Genomic DNA, 13,761 nt, shown 5'->3' with positions numbered 1-13,761 from the left:
ATCGGGGGAATAGTATAGATGGAATTATTCCTAAATTTGATGCATTTGGTGTGCGCTTTTATAAATCTGATAAATTAAATAATAGGGATAGAGAGGCAGTATTAACATCTTAAGCGCCTCTCTGTTAGGGGTGCAGACTGTCGGGTGCTTGGAGTTAATGGAGCGAATTCAAGTAAACCAGCACGAGAAATATCAAGTCGGTGAGCCTGACGTAGTGTCTCGGGAGTCTTTCCCTGATGCCGCGGAAGCCTTTGGTGCGGCACCAATGAGTGGCGTTTCGGAGCGGATCCGTGCGCCTAAATGGTTTCCGGTTGAACGACCATTTCAATTTCAATCTTAAGGTCCGGTGCCGCAAGCGCGGAAACGCCGATCCCGGTCAGGCTCGGCTGGGCGCCGCCTAGGAATGAAAGCAGCTGAGGCATGACCATTGCCTGCGTTTCAGGTGTGAGATCCGTCATGTAAACGCGCATCTGGACGATGTCTTCAGCACGGCATTCGAGCTCAGCCAACGCATTTTCAAGATTGCTGATAACGATGGCGGTCTGTTCGCCAAGAGAGGCAGGTACCTGTCCGCCATCGGCCGGCCAGGCGACCTGCCCGGACACGAACGCCAGAGCGCCGGGACCGGCAATCGAGATCTGGGAATAGCCGACCTTTCTGGCATCGGGTAGTGAGGTCGGGTTGAGGCGTGTGATTTGGGAAGACATGATTACCCTTTCTTCAAAAGTGTTCCGAATTCGGATATGGATCGCTTTCGTGACGAAGAGAATTCGTTTCTCTAGCGAACATATTTCGTTAAAAGAGTAAGATGATCAGTTCCAGAGTGAATGACATCCTTGTCTTTCTGTCCGTTGTTGATGCGGGCAGCTTCGTCAACGGCGGAAAGGCCTTCGGATTGTCGCGCTCAACGGCAGGCAAGGCTGTCGCCCGGCTTGAAGACGTTCACGGCACCCGCCTCCTGAACCGGACGACCAGGGCGCTCGAACTGACGGAAGAAGGACGTGGTCTTTACCGACACGGATTGGAAATTCGAGCCGCAATTGAAGCCGCGGACGCAACCTTCAACACTGCACCCGGCGCGCCACGGGGTACGTTGCGGGTAACCGCTCCGGATGCGGTGGGCCGGCGGCTGCTGCTTCCGGTCGTGCAACGGTACATGGAACATTGGCCGGACATGCGCATCGAGGTGGGATTTTCCGACCGTATCGACAATCTGATCGACAATGGCTTCGATCTTGCCATCCGGGTCGGTGTCAGTTCACCAGATTCCAGCTTCATATCAAAAACGCTGTTGACGCTGAACCCGGTCTTGTGTGCCTCGCCCACGTACCTTTCACATCGCGGCCACCCAGGTCGGGCGGAGCAGCTTGACCTTCTTGATCTGTTGCAGTTCGCCAGCCGGGGAGAGCGGCAAGGATGGCAACTTGTTGAGGAAGACGGCACGATTGTTCGCGTTCAAGGACGTGTTCGTCTCAGGTTGGACAGTGCCGAAGCGCTGCGTGAGGCGGCTATGGCCGGGCTTGGAGTCGCTCTCCTGCCGCATCTTCTGGTCGAGGAAGATCTTGTTGCCGGCCGTCTGGAACAGGTCCTTCCCAAGCTGGATTGTGGGTCGGTTCCGGTCGTCGCGCTGTATCCACATAAACGATTGCTTGAGCCGCGTGTAAGACATTTCATTGATATGTTGACGGCGCATATCTCACAGCTCGAACCGGGAGCCACGGCTCCTGATTAAGCGCGCCTGAAGCATTACGATCGGTCTTTTTCTTTCAGTTCGGCGCGCAGGACCTTCAGAAAGCTCTCCACGACGGGGGTCGCAGACATGTTGTTTCTGCAGATGGCCCCAAGCGGGCGATGAAACTGCGGGTGATCGAAAGCCAGAAAAACCAGACGCTCCTCAAGGTAGGGGGTCGAGGTGCCGATCGGCATCGTCGTTATCAATTCGGTGGCGGCGACGATTTCGAAGGCAGAGCTGATTGAATCGGTTTCACAGGCAATCTGCATATGTTGGATACCCGATGCGATCATGGCTGCTTCCGTCTGCTGCCGCAAAAGGCTGCCGCGCGAATGGGCAAGCCAGACCTGTGACATGAGATCGGACGCCATCAGTTTCTTCTTGCTGGTGAGGGGATGACCGATGCGGCACATGATGCCGACCCTGTCATCGATCAGCGGAAGGAAACTCAACCCCTCGACCGGGTCTGCAAGGCTCTGGGGACCAAACACGACATCGACCTGACCCCGCTCGAGCATCGTGCGCAACTCGTGTGCGAGACCGGTGCGCAATTCGATGTTGCAGCCAGGGTTATCGGTGATGAAACGCGACAGCGCATCGGACAGAAAACGTCCGGCGACGATGGGCGGTGCTGCGACGCGCAGGTGTCCCGCGCTGCCGGCAGCGGCCAATGTTGCAAAGCTTGCGGCTTGCTCTTCGGCGATGCGGATGGCCAGTCCGTTCCGGGCAAGCTTCAAGCCGAGCGCGTTCGGTACCGACCGTCGGCCGTCCCGCTGAAAGATCGATGCGCCGAGCCTGGCTTCGAGCGTGCGCATGTTTCTGCTCAAAGCCGGCTGCGTCAGCGCCAGGAGATCTGCGGCGGTCTGAAAGGAGCCCGCTTCGACGATTACGGAAAGCTGAGCAAGGTGCTTCGGATCGAGTTTCATAGCAATTTCTTATTTATGGGTTCGTTTGTTTGATTATATGAGATGAATTGATTTTGTTAAGGTGGGACATGAAAAGGGAGGAAATCATGTTTCACTGCAAATTCCTGAGACCGGCTGTGGTCTTCGCAGCGTTCGCCTTGAGCTTGCCCGCTACTGCATCGGCTCAGATCTACAAGGGAGAAACCGCAGGCGTTGGCGACCCTGCTCACACGCTCTTTGTCGCGTTTGCCAACCAGGCTGCCGGCGGGGACGTTGAGGTTCAGGTCAATGCGGGGCAGACGCTGACCAAATCGATGCTGAAGGGCGCTAAAGGCGAGATCGATTTTTTCTCAAGCGTGCCTTCGCTCGTCAATCTCATGGCCGGTCAAAAGGCCATGTACAAGAACATCGGCGATGCACCGGAACTTTCGAAAAACTTGCGCTCAATTCTAGGTTTCCAGGCAGGCGCTTATCACGTTGTCACGCTCCCTGGCTCGGGAATTGAAAGCTGGGAGGACCTGAAAGGCAAATCTGTCTTTACCGGTCCACCTGCAGGTGCCGCCTCGGCGACGTCCGAAGCATTGATCCGGAACATAACCGGTTTTGAACCGGGCGAGGACTACCAGTCCGTGCGATTGAGCTGGGGGGAAGGCTACACGGCCTTGTCGGATGGCAAGATCGACATGATGGTGCGCCCCGCTGAAATCGGCTCAGCCCGTATCGAACAGTTCGGTCTTTCAGGGGAGTTCCGTCTCCTGTCGATTCCGGACGCTGCCCTTGAAAGCGAGGCGATGCAGAGCCTGTTCGGCCGCCCGGGCCGCGGCATGATGAAATTCGACGGAGAGGTCTACAAGGGTCAATTGACCAAGGGACCGATTGCAGCACTCGGCTTCTCGCAGTTCGTGGGAACACACGCGGGCGTGCCGGACGATGTCGTCTACAATGCCACCAAATCCTTTTGGGAAAACATCGACGACGTACACGCAACAGCGTTCTTTCTGAAGGATGTCACGAAGGACAGTGCGTTTACGTCGGTGAATGTCCCGCTTCATCCTGGAGCGCTGAAATACTACGAGGAAGCCGGGTTTGATATTCCGGACGACCTCCGTCCCTGACTGAAAGGCGCTTGAACCGGGTGTCTGGCACCCGGTTCCACAGCCCTCCCTCATATCCACGGAGAGTGTCATGGACGCTGAGACGCCGTCATCCGGCTGGATGTCCCGCATATTTGTGTTCGCTTCGATCCTGGCTTGTGCTGCGCTCGGCTTTATCGCGGTCTACAGCTCGGGCATCGGATTGCTTGATCCGAAGGTTCACCGGGCCGTTGCCTTCGCCCTTGCGCTTGTTGTTGGGGTCGCGGTAGCGCGCAAACAGCGTGAGACGGCAGATCCGGAGATGTCCGCGGCCAAGTCCGGAATTCATCTGGTTCTCGATCTCCTGATGATCGTGGCAGGGCTTTGGTCGATCTGGTCGTTTTTCTTCGTTCAGACACAGATGGAAGAAGCCCTTTACGACGTCAGCAATCGCGATGCCTGGCCCGCCTTGGCCGGTCTTGCGGTCTTCCTGGAGCTGTGCCGCCGGTTGTGGGGGTGGGGGTTGTTCGTCGTCGGTTCGCTGGCGGTGGTCTATCTGTTCTTTGGTAATTACGCACCCGGGCTTTTGGAGCACACCGGCTTTTCGCTCAAGGAGGTCAGTGAAGCGCTCTGGTACAACACCAATAAAGGTGTCTTCGGCTCGATAACGAACATCGTCCTGGTGACGGTCTTCATCTTCATCATCTTCGGCGTGCTTCTGGAAGGAACCGGCGCCGGCGACACCCTGCTGAAATTCGCGTTCCTGGCCACGCGCCGAACAAGGGGCGGTCCGGCACACGCTGCAATTCTGGCGTCGTCCATGTTCGGAACGATGTCCGGCTCAACCGTGGCCAACATCGTTGGAACCGGCACATTCACGATCCCGATGATCAAGAAGCGCGGGTTCTCGCCGACCTTTGCAGCCGGGATCGAAGCAACAGCATCTTCCGGTGGCCAAATCATGCCACCGATCATGGGGGCAGCCGCGCTGGTCATGGCGGACCTGACCGGGGCCGGCTACCTCAATGTTATCGTCGCAGCGCTCCTTCCGGCCCTTTTCTACTATTTCAGCCTGTTTTCGGCTGTATCCGCGGAGGCGCGCAGACAAGGCATCGAAGCTCAACCGTTGACGCTTGAAGACAAGATCACACGTGTCGACGCAATCAACTCCGTTCTGTTTATCGGTCCCATTCTGACCGTCATCGCCTCGCTGATATTTGGCCTTTCGACATCGAAGGCCGGTTTCTACGCCGTCGTCGTTCTGCTGTGCCTTTCGTTTATCAATCCAAAGGTACGCGAAAACCCGATGCGCATCTGGAACAGCTTCGTCAAAGGCGCGCAGTCCGGCGCGACGCTTCTGATCGCGATTGCGGCGATCGGAATTCTGGTCGGTTCGCTCGATTCCACCGGCCTCGGCTTAAAGCTTGCAAATGTCATCAGTTCCGTGCGCGGGGAAAGTCTCTTCTCGGCGCTCCTGGTTGCCATGATCGGCGCTCTCGTGCTCGGCATGGGCATGCCGACGCTGCCGGCGTATCTGATCATCATTCTGGTAATGGGCCCGGCAATCCAGGCGCTTGGGGTTTCAATGCTCACCGCGCATATGTTCGTGTTCTATTATGGCGTCGCGTCGTCCCTGACACCGCCCGTCGCGATCGCGGCCTATGCAGCAGCGCCGATCGCCGGAGCCAATCCACTCATGACAGCGCTTATGTCCTTTCGGCTGGGCATGGCAAAGTTCATCATTCCATTCATCTTCGCGTTCTATCCGACGATCCTGATCGTCGAGCAGTTCAACCTGGTTGAATTTGTGTGGATCGTTGCCAGAACCTGTTTCTGTATCTGGCTGTTTTCGTCGGCACTGTCCGGTTTTGACCGGGGAAAACTCACGGTCGCCGAGATTGTCCTGCGTTTCGTAGCCGCATTCGCACTCCTTGCAGTGTCCCCTTGGGTGCATCTGCCGGCGCTCGCCGCAGGGGTCGCCCTGATACTGTTCGACATGCGCAGATCCGTCCCCAACCCCAAGGCAGCATGATGTCCAAGCGTCCCAACTTTCTGTTCATCATCACGGACCAGCACCGCGCCGATCACCTCGGGTGTTATGGCAACACGCGTGTCAGAACGCCTGCGATTGACAGCCTTGCAGCGAAAGGATGCAGGTGGGAAAGGTTCTATGTCGCCAATCCGATCTGCATGCCCAATCGTGCCTCGATCATGACCGGGCGGATGTGTTCGGTTCATGGTGCGCGGCACAACGGCATTCCCCTTTCAAGGGACCAAACCACCTTCGTCGAGTTATTGCGCGACGCGGGATATCGGACCGGTTTGATCGGCAAGTCACACCTTCAAAGCTTCAGTGGCTTGCCGGCGGCTAACCGGTTCGTCCCGGAAGAAGGAAAGCACGTGCCGTCAGCACATCTGCGCGATGCTTTTAAGAACAACCGCCATGGCCCGGAATACGAATTGGAGCTGACGCCGCAATGGGACACCCCGATTGCCGAACGTCTCAACGGAGACTTTTACGGGTTCCAGCATGTTGAAATTGCCGCCGATCACGCGGACCAGGCATCGGGCGACTATCTCCTTTGGGCGCGAAATCAGAGGCCGGATTTTGACAGTCTCGTCGGACCGGAAAACGCGTTGCCCTGCAACCGGATCAAGGCCCCTCAGGCCTGGCGCACCGCGGTTCCCGAAGAGCTTTATTCGACCAACTGGATCGGCGCGCGTTGTGAAGACTGGCTTAGCCAGCAGGCCGGCCAGGAAGAGCCGTTTTTCCTTCAGATGTCCTTTCCCGATCCGCACCATCCGTTCACGCCGCCGGGCAGGTACTGGGATCTTTATGACCCAGGCGAGATGGATCTCCCGGCATCTTTCGGGCAGGGAGCCCTGCCACCCATCAGGGCGATGCGTGCGGCCATGGAAAACGGCAGCGACCCACGAAACTCGCAAAATCCGTTTGTCGTCACCGAAGACGAGGCGCGGGCCATTATCGCTTTGACATTCGGCATGATCACGATGATCGACGATACGATCGCGAAGGTGCTCAACAGTCTGAAGTCACTCGGGCTTGCCGAGAATACGGTGGTGGTCTTTACCTCCGATCACGGCGACTACATGGGCGATCACGGGCTCATGCTGAAATTGCTGCTGCACTATCAGAGTATCATACGCGTGCCTTTCATATGGTGCGATCCGGCCAATCCGACGGAAGGCACGGTGAACCGAGACCTTGCGTCTTCGATAGACATCCCCGCGTCCATCCTGGCGCGCGCCGGTATTCAGACCTTCAACGGAATGCAGGGGCGGGATCTGTTCTCGTCGAAACCGCCAGAAGCGATCATCGTGGAAGAAGACAGCCAGCGGACGATGACCGGCTTCGACCGGCCACAGCGCGTGCGCACGCTTGTCACGGAGCGCTTCAGGATGTCCCTAAGACAAGGCGAGACCTGGAATGAGCTCTACGATTTGCACGATGATCCGCATGAACTGGACAACCGGTTTGAAGACCCGGGATTTGCCCCGACACGGCACAATCTCATGGAAACGATGCTGCGCCGGATGATCGAACTTCAGGATCGGGCACCGCTTCCGGCCTATCGGGCTTGAGCGAACACCGGATCACCTTTCACGCGCAGCCAAGTGCGAGGACGGGGTCAGTCCCCGGCAACGAAATAGTGGAGCGTTCCATCCGGTCCGATGCCGACACGGTAGAAGGTCCAGGCGCCGAACTCTTCTATTTCCGCATAGTCGCCCGCAGTAATGATCCGGTACATTTCGACCTTTTGATCCGGGGTCAGGTTTGACAACGGATAGCGTGCGAAATAGGGCCAGATATACATCTCCTGGGGTGTTCCGGCATCCACATGCACGAAACCTGCATCGAGCGTGTCCGCCAGGATCGCCAGGATCTCAAATCCCTCGCCGTCACCGGAACTTTCCTTCAGGAAGTCGATCGGGTCGCCGATGTCGGTGAAGGAAAGGGTCGGCGGCAGCTCGTTGCTTTCCAGAACCATCCGCAAACGTTCCAGGTCGCCGTAGAGGGCTGCTTCCTTCAGTTGCGCGTGCATGCGCGCGACGGGTTTCGGCAGAGTGGACGTGTTGTAGTAGACTTGGGGCGTGGCAAGATCCGATGACGTTTCCGCGACCGTCTGTTCGCGGGTCTCCGGCAGGTCCAGCTGTTCGTTGGGTATGGGCGCGGCTTGCGAGCTGGTCTCCGGAACGACGGGTATCGGCTCTGTCGTTACCGTTTTTGCAACGCTGGCGGCCGGAAGGAGGCAAAGGCCCGCCACCACTGCTGCTATTGTCCGTGCCATTGTGATCTCCCATTGGATGGATCCGGTATCGTTTTCCCCCAAGCACATTCCTTAAACAATTCATGGCAGAGTGAAAACTGGCTGAGGGACTTTTCCTGTTCTTGTCATCGGTACACCGTGCCGATATCGAGACGGAGAGACTTCGTAAAAAATCAGCAGTCTAGTAAGAAGGACCAGCCGTGACTGTTTTGGAATACGTGCTGATCGGGTTTTTTATTGGGGTTCTTACGACAGCACCCGTCGGTCCTGTCAACATCATGGCCATTCAGCATGCCGTTCGAAGCGGATTCAGCCATGGCGTTTTTGTCGGTTTGGGTGCGGTTGTTGCCGACACGATTTTTGCGGCTGCCGCCATTTTCGGCGTTGCTGCCGTAACGAATTTCATCGAAGGACAGTTCCGCCTGATTGAAGTCGTCGGAGGGGCGCTTCTGATCATCTTCGGCATCAAGATCTGGAACACGCATCCGCATCTGGAAAAGAATGGTAACGGCCGGGAATACAGCTATCTGGGTGACTCGATGGCGGCCTTTTTCATCGCCATCACCAATCCGGGAACCATCTTGGTGTTTTTGTTCATTTTCGGCGCACTCGGAAACTACCGTCCGGAATCCGGTGATCACTTTGGCGCTCTCATGATGGTTGGAGGTGTTGCGGCCGGTGCAACGACATGGTGGATTTTTGTTTCTGCAGTGGTGTCGCATTTCAAGACACGGATCGATGACCGTTGGCTTGACCGGATCAATCACATTGCGGGTGTCGGGCTGATTGTTTTCGGCGGCCTTATCTATCTTGATCTGGTGGTGAACGGCATCAGCCACGCAACGGGATTCTGGAACCACTAGCGGTGAACAGAAGAGCACATGAATCAAAAGAGGCCGGAATGACCGGCCTCGTTCATCAGATCTGATCCCACGTTATTGCAGGACGCGATTCACCGTGTAGTCGCCTTGAAGGATGCGGTCCGGCAGTCCTTCCGCCAGCTTGGCGACGGCATCTTCACCGTAGGCGGCGACGAGATCGGCAAGTGCGGTGAACATCGCGGCGTGAGCCACCGCATCCGCATCGACACCATTGGCGATCGCTTCTGCCCAGGCATCCGAGATGAAGCCGAGCGCGGCGCGCCGGATGTCTTCGTCTTCGGCGAATTCGGCGTCCATGGCCGCCTCAGCGTAATCGTCGTTTATCATTCGTTTCCTTACCGGTCTGTCCCGATCCGTTGAAGACAACTCCAACGTGTCCCTCTCCCGAATCTCATTATCTGATCCTAGCACGCAGATCCGTGGTGATAAGCAACCATGAACGCAAACTTAACGTCCACCCACAAATTTGATTCAAAAGGTTAACCAACTCGTAACGTTTTGACGTTTTTCGGCACACTACCGCCCATACCTGCTGGTGACGTCACTGATTATGGTTTCGCCTTCGTTAAGATACTGTACCATTGCGATACGGGCAGCATCCGTACACTCTCTATAAGCGACTGAGAAACCACGATAACCTTGGTTGAACCGTTCGATGAAACGGCGCCGGCGGTTTTCTTCAACCGTTTCGGCGTCCAGAAAATCCTCCATCCGGTCGCGCCAGCTTGTTGCATCATTTTCTTTGCATAACGGTCTCAGGAAATGGAGCGCGCCGAAGATTTCCGACAGCCGCATGAGCTGCTGTTCGTAAGGAGGTGCGTCGATGCCCGACACCTGAGCGAATGCAACCTGTGACGGCATAGCCAGCCCCACCATTGCCAGAACGAACGCCCGGCACCAGACATCACGTATGCATTTGCTGATCATCCGCGGATCATGCGCGCCGGAACGGGCGACTGCAAGCGCTACGGAGAAGTGATCCCAAGAATTGCCACTTCGGGGTGAAAGGCATGCACGACAAACGCGAAGGTGACGTCATGCACAAGCGGTACCTCGGTATCGCCTTCCTTTCTCACGGCTTCGACCGAGCCGATAGCACGCCCGCTTTCCGTCTCACGCTGATCGAGTATGGAGGCCTGCTCGCCGGTCCAGCGAAGAACGACCTTTTCGGAGAGTGCAACGGGGCTGGAGGTCCTGGCATGGTCGAGCGTGACAGCGTACGTGTCGTCGGTGCCGCGCACCACTACAACGCGCGCCATCGGGTTGATGTTGTCCGGCAAAGTTCCCTGATAGAGCGGGTAGGGCGCGGAGCGGCTGTCATAACCGACATAGGGATTTGAGCCGTAGTTGCGTCTCGGTGGTGAGGGGCGCGCGAGCACATCTCCATTCGGGTGGTCCTTGCGAAACGCCTCAAAGGCGGTCACGCGCGACGGTATCATTTTCAGTTCACGCCCGGCATGCGTTCCGACTATGCCCTCACCGGTAAACTGCTGCCACCACGTTTCGGATTGCCGGTCGTACATGACAAGGTCCGAGTTTCTGAGAAGGCCGGTCGTGCCGAAATCGAGGGTTTCACCGTCCAGTCTGCGATCGAAAACGATCGAGGAATTGCACAACGGGCAGTAAGTCACTGACACCGGCGTTTCGCCGATCTGGTCGTTGACAATCTCGTGCCAGATCAGAATTTGCAGCGGATAGGCTTTGACGGCACCGTCGAGATCGAGAAAAATTACCGGTTCATTGTCCTGAAGCCAGTCAATATCACTGGCAGGTACAAAACGCGGCGCATCGATTGATGGAATGCCATCCTTTGGTGGCCCGCCCGAGAAAATCGTTCCAAGATCTATGGTGGTTTGTGAAAAGTCGGTTGAAAACCCGGCGCGCCGCCATTGGTCCGGATCAGCCTTGACGGTGGTTGAAAGCGCGAGAAGCAGGCACAAGAACGACACGATGCGTGTGAGTGATTTTGAAAGCTGCTTAAAAGTCATCCGCATGCGCGCCTCCGGACGTTGGAACCACAACATGCTTCACGAACGGGTCCGCAATTGGGAATCACGGTTCTGCAAACCTGCGTGAAGGGGCGTTTCGCCACCGGGATCAGGGCAAGAGGCGACGTATTCTTTCAACTGTGCCCGGGGTCGTCGGGCGATTGTCGAGATTTTCCGGGTGCACCCATTCGACCGCAGCCGCATCGTCCCCCGCGACCGCGTCTCCGGAATGAAACGACCCGCAAAATACTGTCAAAACGAAATGCGTAATGACTTCGTTGTCGCCGTCTCTTTGTATGGAATCGAAAGTTTCGACGGGAGCGCTCAGGACGGCCTTGACCCCCGTTTCTTCCATGAGTTCCCGTTCAGCCGCTTCAACAAGCGTTTCACCCACTTCGACCAAACCGCCCGGCAAGCTCCAATGGTCCTTGAAGGGATCTTTTCCGCGTTTGATCAAAAGGGCATGGCCGTTCCGGTGACACAGGACGCTGACGCCGACGCGTGGCGCATCAGGATAGAAACGGGACATTGAATGACATCCTGTCTGGCGCGGCGGATGAGCGAAAGGTCAGGCAAACAGGGCGTCGATTTCTGCCTGGGCACCGTCACCTTCGTGCTGCGTTGCTTCCGGTTCAACATGACCGTGTATGACCGCACCCGCAAGAGCTATCAAAGGTTTGATTTCGTGGGTTGCCCTGTATGCGATGTTGGCTGCAATCGAGCCTGCATCGTCCGTTTGGCGCAACTGATCCTGTATTTCACCGACCAGGTTGTTGATGTCCTCGACATGCGCCTCAAGATGTTCCCGTAAGTAACCGGGAGCTGCATAATACGCCCGAATAGCAAGTTGCTTGTCTTTGAAGGTTGAGTTTTCAAAGTGACCTTCATAGTCAAGCGGCGCCCATTCCAGAACGTCCTCGGAGCAGTCCGGCATGTCGGGAAGCATTTCAAGAAGCATCATGACTTCGTTGAAGTGATTGAGATAGTCGGTGGCAAGTCCGGTCTGGGGATTGATGTTTGCCTGCTCCAGCCGTTCGGCGGCCAGCTCTCCGGCGCCCAAAACTGGATCCAAACACTCCATACCTGCCCCCTGTTTTTTCACTTGGAGGCAAAGGTACTTCTTTTTTGTTTCCAATTGCCTAACTTTGCATCATTCTTCAGGCAATTCGGCGTGGCGGTTGGCGTCGGACCATTGCTGCGGAGAGGAGAACTGCGATGTGTGGCCGCCTTGCCCTTACGACACCGCCGGATGCCGTCAGAGACTTTTTCGACTACTCCGAAAGACCGAATTTTCCGCCTCGCTACAACATCGCGCCGACACAGCCCATTGCAACGGTTCGCTACGAATACGGCGCGCGCAGGTTCCATCTGGTGCGTTGGGGGCTTATTCCGAATTGGGTGAAGGATCCTTCGAGTTTCACACTCCTGATAAATGCAAGGTCGGAAACTGCCGGGGAAAAACCGTCTTTCCGCTCGGCCATGCGTCACGGACGCTGCCTGATCCCGGCCTCCGGGTTTTACGAGTGGCGTCGGACGTCGGACGGAAAGCAGCCATTCTGGATCCGGCCGGCCGACGGAGACATCATGGCTTTTGCCGGATTGTGGGAGACATGGTCCGACCCTGATGGCGGCGACATGGATACGGGCGCGATCCTGACAATTGAGTCAAATCGCATGATGTCATCGATCCACCACAGGATGCCGGTCATTCTGAAACCCGACGCTTTTGAAGCCTGGCTTGATACGTCCAATGTCGACACACGCGAAGCCAAGAAGATGTTTGTCCCCGTTGAAGACGACTATCTCGTTGCCACGCCGATTTCTTCGCGCGTGAATAAGGTCGTCAATGACGACGCCGATGTTCAGACGCCGATCGATCTGCAGAAGATTGAGCCTTCGGCAAAAAAGAGCGCCGCAAAGGTCGCGAAAGTGGACGACAGCCAGATGGATTTGTTTTAAGCGTCCTTCGCATTGACCAGGCCACCATGCGGGGAAGCCGCCGGCATCGTGGTCTCAAGGCAGGCACGGGAAATGAACGATAGCGACAAAACACCGACTGATATGACGGACGATGCCGAGAACGAGGAGCTTGCGGCGGCCTATAATCTAGGACTGGAATTTCAGAAATCGGGCGACCTGGCAGGCGCAGCACGAGCCTTTCGCGAAGCGCTGGCATTGGATCCGCAAGATACAGGCGGCGTGAGCATCCGTCTGGCCGCAATTGGAGCTGAGACTGCACCTGAAAAAATGCCGGATGCCTATGTCGCGACGCTGTTCGATCAGCATGCGGACGTGTTTGACGAAATCCTCGTCGATGAGCTTGGCTATTGCGTTCCGCTGCTCTTGCGCGACCTTGTCCAGCGCCTCGATTGCGGACCGTTTTCCCGAATGCTGGATCTGGGTTGTGGAACCGGACTGACCGGCATGGCACTCGCCGACTGTACGTCTCATCGCACGGGCGTCGACCTGTCTGAAAGGATTATCGAACTCGCCTATGATCGTGAGGTCTATGAAGATCTTTATGTCGGCGAAGCGGTTGAGTTTCTCCAGGAGTTTGAAGACGAGGAGGAGGCGCGCCCGAACTGGGACCTGATCGCGGCAACGGACGTTTTTCCGTACCTTGGAGCAGTCGAACCGTTTTTGAGTGCTGCAGCGGACCGGCTGGAAGAGAAGGGATATCTGGCCTTTTCGACAGAGACACTTCCCAACGAAATTCTGAACGGCAGATCCTACATGGTGGGACCGGGCAACAGGTTTGCCCAGGCCGAAGGATACATCCGCGCGTCTTTGTCAAACGCCGGCTTCACGATCCTGGCCATGGAACCGATCACGGTCCGTTTGGAGGAAGGTGTCCCTGTTCCGGGGCACCTTGTTCTGGCGCAAAAGTCCTGAA

General features: G+C 56.6%; 15 protein-coding genes. 7 read left to right on the top strand and 8 right to left on the bottom strand.

Annotation, left to right across the window (positions count from 1 at the left end):
* Positions 1-296: 296 nt before the first annotated feature.
* The gene (locus tag Q0915_RS24295) at positions 297-707 is read right to left on the bottom strand and encodes a Rid family hydrolase (RefSeq protein WP_299480166.1); all 411 of its coding nucleotides are present in this window, start codon (positions 705-707) and stop codon (positions 297-299) included.
* 101 nt (positions 708-808) lie between these two features.
* Between Q0915_RS24295 and Q0915_RS24290 the strand changes: the two genes are divergently transcribed.
* Complete coding sequence (locus Q0915_RS24290; RefSeq protein WP_299480163.1) at positions 809-1,732, top strand: LysR family transcriptional regulator; 924 nt, start codon at positions 809-811, stop codon at positions 1,730-1,732.
* A 14-nt stretch (positions 1,733-1,746) separates the two neighbouring features.
* Here Q0915_RS24290 and Q0915_RS24285 read toward each other — a convergent pair whose 3' ends face one another.
* Positions 1,747-2,658 (bottom strand): LysR family transcriptional regulator, encoded by a 912-nt coding sequence (locus tag Q0915_RS24285; RefSeq protein WP_299480160.1) that lies wholly within the window; start codon positions 2,656-2,658, stop codon positions 1,747-1,749.
* An 86-nt stretch (positions 2,659-2,744) separates the two neighbouring features.
* Here Q0915_RS24285 and Q0915_RS24280 point away from each other — a divergent pair, with 86 nt between their 5' ends.
* The 3 genes from Q0915_RS24280 to Q0915_RS24270 all read left to right on the top strand — a co-directional run bounded on the left by Q0915_RS24280 (position 2,745) and on the right by Q0915_RS24270 (position 7,313).
* Positions 2,745-3,752 (top strand): TAXI family TRAP transporter solute-binding subunit, encoded by a 1,008-nt coding sequence (locus Q0915_RS24280; protein ID WP_299480157.1) that lies wholly within the window; start codon positions 2,745-2,747, stop codon positions 3,750-3,752.
* Positions 3,753-3,822: 70 nt separating this feature from the next.
* Positions 3,823-5,742 (top strand): TRAP transporter fused permease subunit, encoded by a 1,920-nt coding sequence (locus Q0915_RS24275; protein ID WP_299480154.1) that lies wholly within the window; start codon positions 3,823-3,825, stop codon positions 5,740-5,742.
* Positions 5,742-7,313 carry a sulfatase-like hydrolase/transferase gene (locus Q0915_RS24270; protein ID WP_299480151.1) on the top strand — a complete coding sequence of 524 codons (1,572 nt, stop codon included), beginning with the start codon at positions 5,742-5,744 and terminating at the stop codon, positions 7,311-7,313. Before Q0915_RS24275 ends, Q0915_RS24270 begins: the two co-directional genes overlap by 1 nt.
* Positions 7,314-7,360: 47 nt before the next feature.
* Here Q0915_RS24270 and Q0915_RS24265 read toward each other — a convergent pair whose 3' ends face one another.
* Positions 7,361-8,020 carry a hypothetical protein gene (locus Q0915_RS24265; RefSeq protein WP_299480148.1) on the bottom strand — a complete coding sequence of 220 codons (660 nt, stop codon included), beginning with the start codon at positions 8,018-8,020 and terminating at the stop codon, positions 7,361-7,363.
* A gap of 179 nt (positions 8,021-8,199) precedes the next feature.
* Here Q0915_RS24265 and Q0915_RS24260 point away from each other — a divergent pair, with 179 nt between their 5' ends.
* Entirely contained in the window at positions 8,200-8,862 is a 663-nt protein-coding gene (locus Q0915_RS24260; RefSeq protein ID WP_299480145.1) for a LysE family transporter, read from the top strand.
* A 72-nt stretch (positions 8,863-8,934) separates the two neighbouring features.
* Here the strand turns inward: Q0915_RS24260 and Q0915_RS24255 are convergent, their stop codons facing one another.
* The 5 genes from Q0915_RS24255 to Q0915_RS24235 all read right to left on the bottom strand — a co-directional run bounded on the left by Q0915_RS24255 (position 8,935) and on the right by Q0915_RS24235 (position 11,949).
* Positions 8,935-9,207 carry a hypothetical protein gene (locus tag Q0915_RS24255; protein WP_029063820.1) on the bottom strand — a complete coding sequence of 91 codons (273 nt, stop codon included), beginning with the start codon at positions 9,205-9,207 and terminating at the stop codon, positions 8,935-8,937.
* 189 nt (positions 9,208-9,396) lie between these two features.
* Positions 9,397-9,807 (bottom strand): TIGR02301 family protein, encoded by a 411-nt coding sequence (locus Q0915_RS24250; protein WP_299480139.1) that lies wholly within the window; start codon positions 9,805-9,807, stop codon positions 9,397-9,399.
* Positions 9,808-9,845: 38 nt separating this feature from the next.
* Positions 9,846-10,874: a DUF3179 domain-containing protein gene (locus tag Q0915_RS24245; RefSeq protein WP_299480136.1), complete on the bottom strand. Its 1,029-nt coding sequence runs from the start codon at positions 10,872-10,874 to the stop codon at positions 9,846-9,848.
* Positions 10,875-10,977: 103 nt separating this feature from the next.
* Complete coding sequence (locus Q0915_RS24240; protein WP_299480133.1) at positions 10,978-11,397, bottom strand: NUDIX domain-containing protein; 420 nt, start codon at positions 11,395-11,397, stop codon at positions 10,978-10,980.
* 39 nt (positions 11,398-11,436) lie between these two features.
* On the bottom strand, positions 11,437-11,949 hold the full coding sequence (locus tag Q0915_RS24235; RefSeq protein WP_299480130.1) for a hypothetical protein: 513 nt from the start codon (positions 11,947-11,949) through the stop codon (positions 11,437-11,439).
* 134 nt (positions 11,950-12,083) lie between these two features.
* Here Q0915_RS24235 and Q0915_RS24230 point away from each other — a divergent pair, with 134 nt between their 5' ends.
* Positions 12,084-12,827 (top strand): SOS response-associated peptidase, encoded by a 744-nt coding sequence (locus tag Q0915_RS24230; RefSeq protein WP_299480127.1) that lies wholly within the window; start codon positions 12,084-12,086, stop codon positions 12,825-12,827.
* A gap of 102 nt (positions 12,828-12,929) precedes the next feature.
* Positions 12,930-13,760 (top strand): methyltransferase, encoded by an 831-nt coding sequence (locus tag Q0915_RS24225; RefSeq protein WP_299480606.1) that lies wholly within the window; start codon positions 12,930-12,932, stop codon positions 13,758-13,760.
* The last annotated feature ends 1 nt before the right edge of the window (position 13,761 follow it).

This window comes from uncultured Roseibium sp., from assembly GCF_947494555.1.
In the GTDB taxonomy this organism is placed as follows: Bacteria; Pseudomonadota; Alphaproteobacteria; order Rhizobiales; family Stappiaceae; genus Roseibium.
Note: the sequence above shows the minus strand (reverse complement) of the source record. Positions and strands in the feature narration are given on the sequence as shown.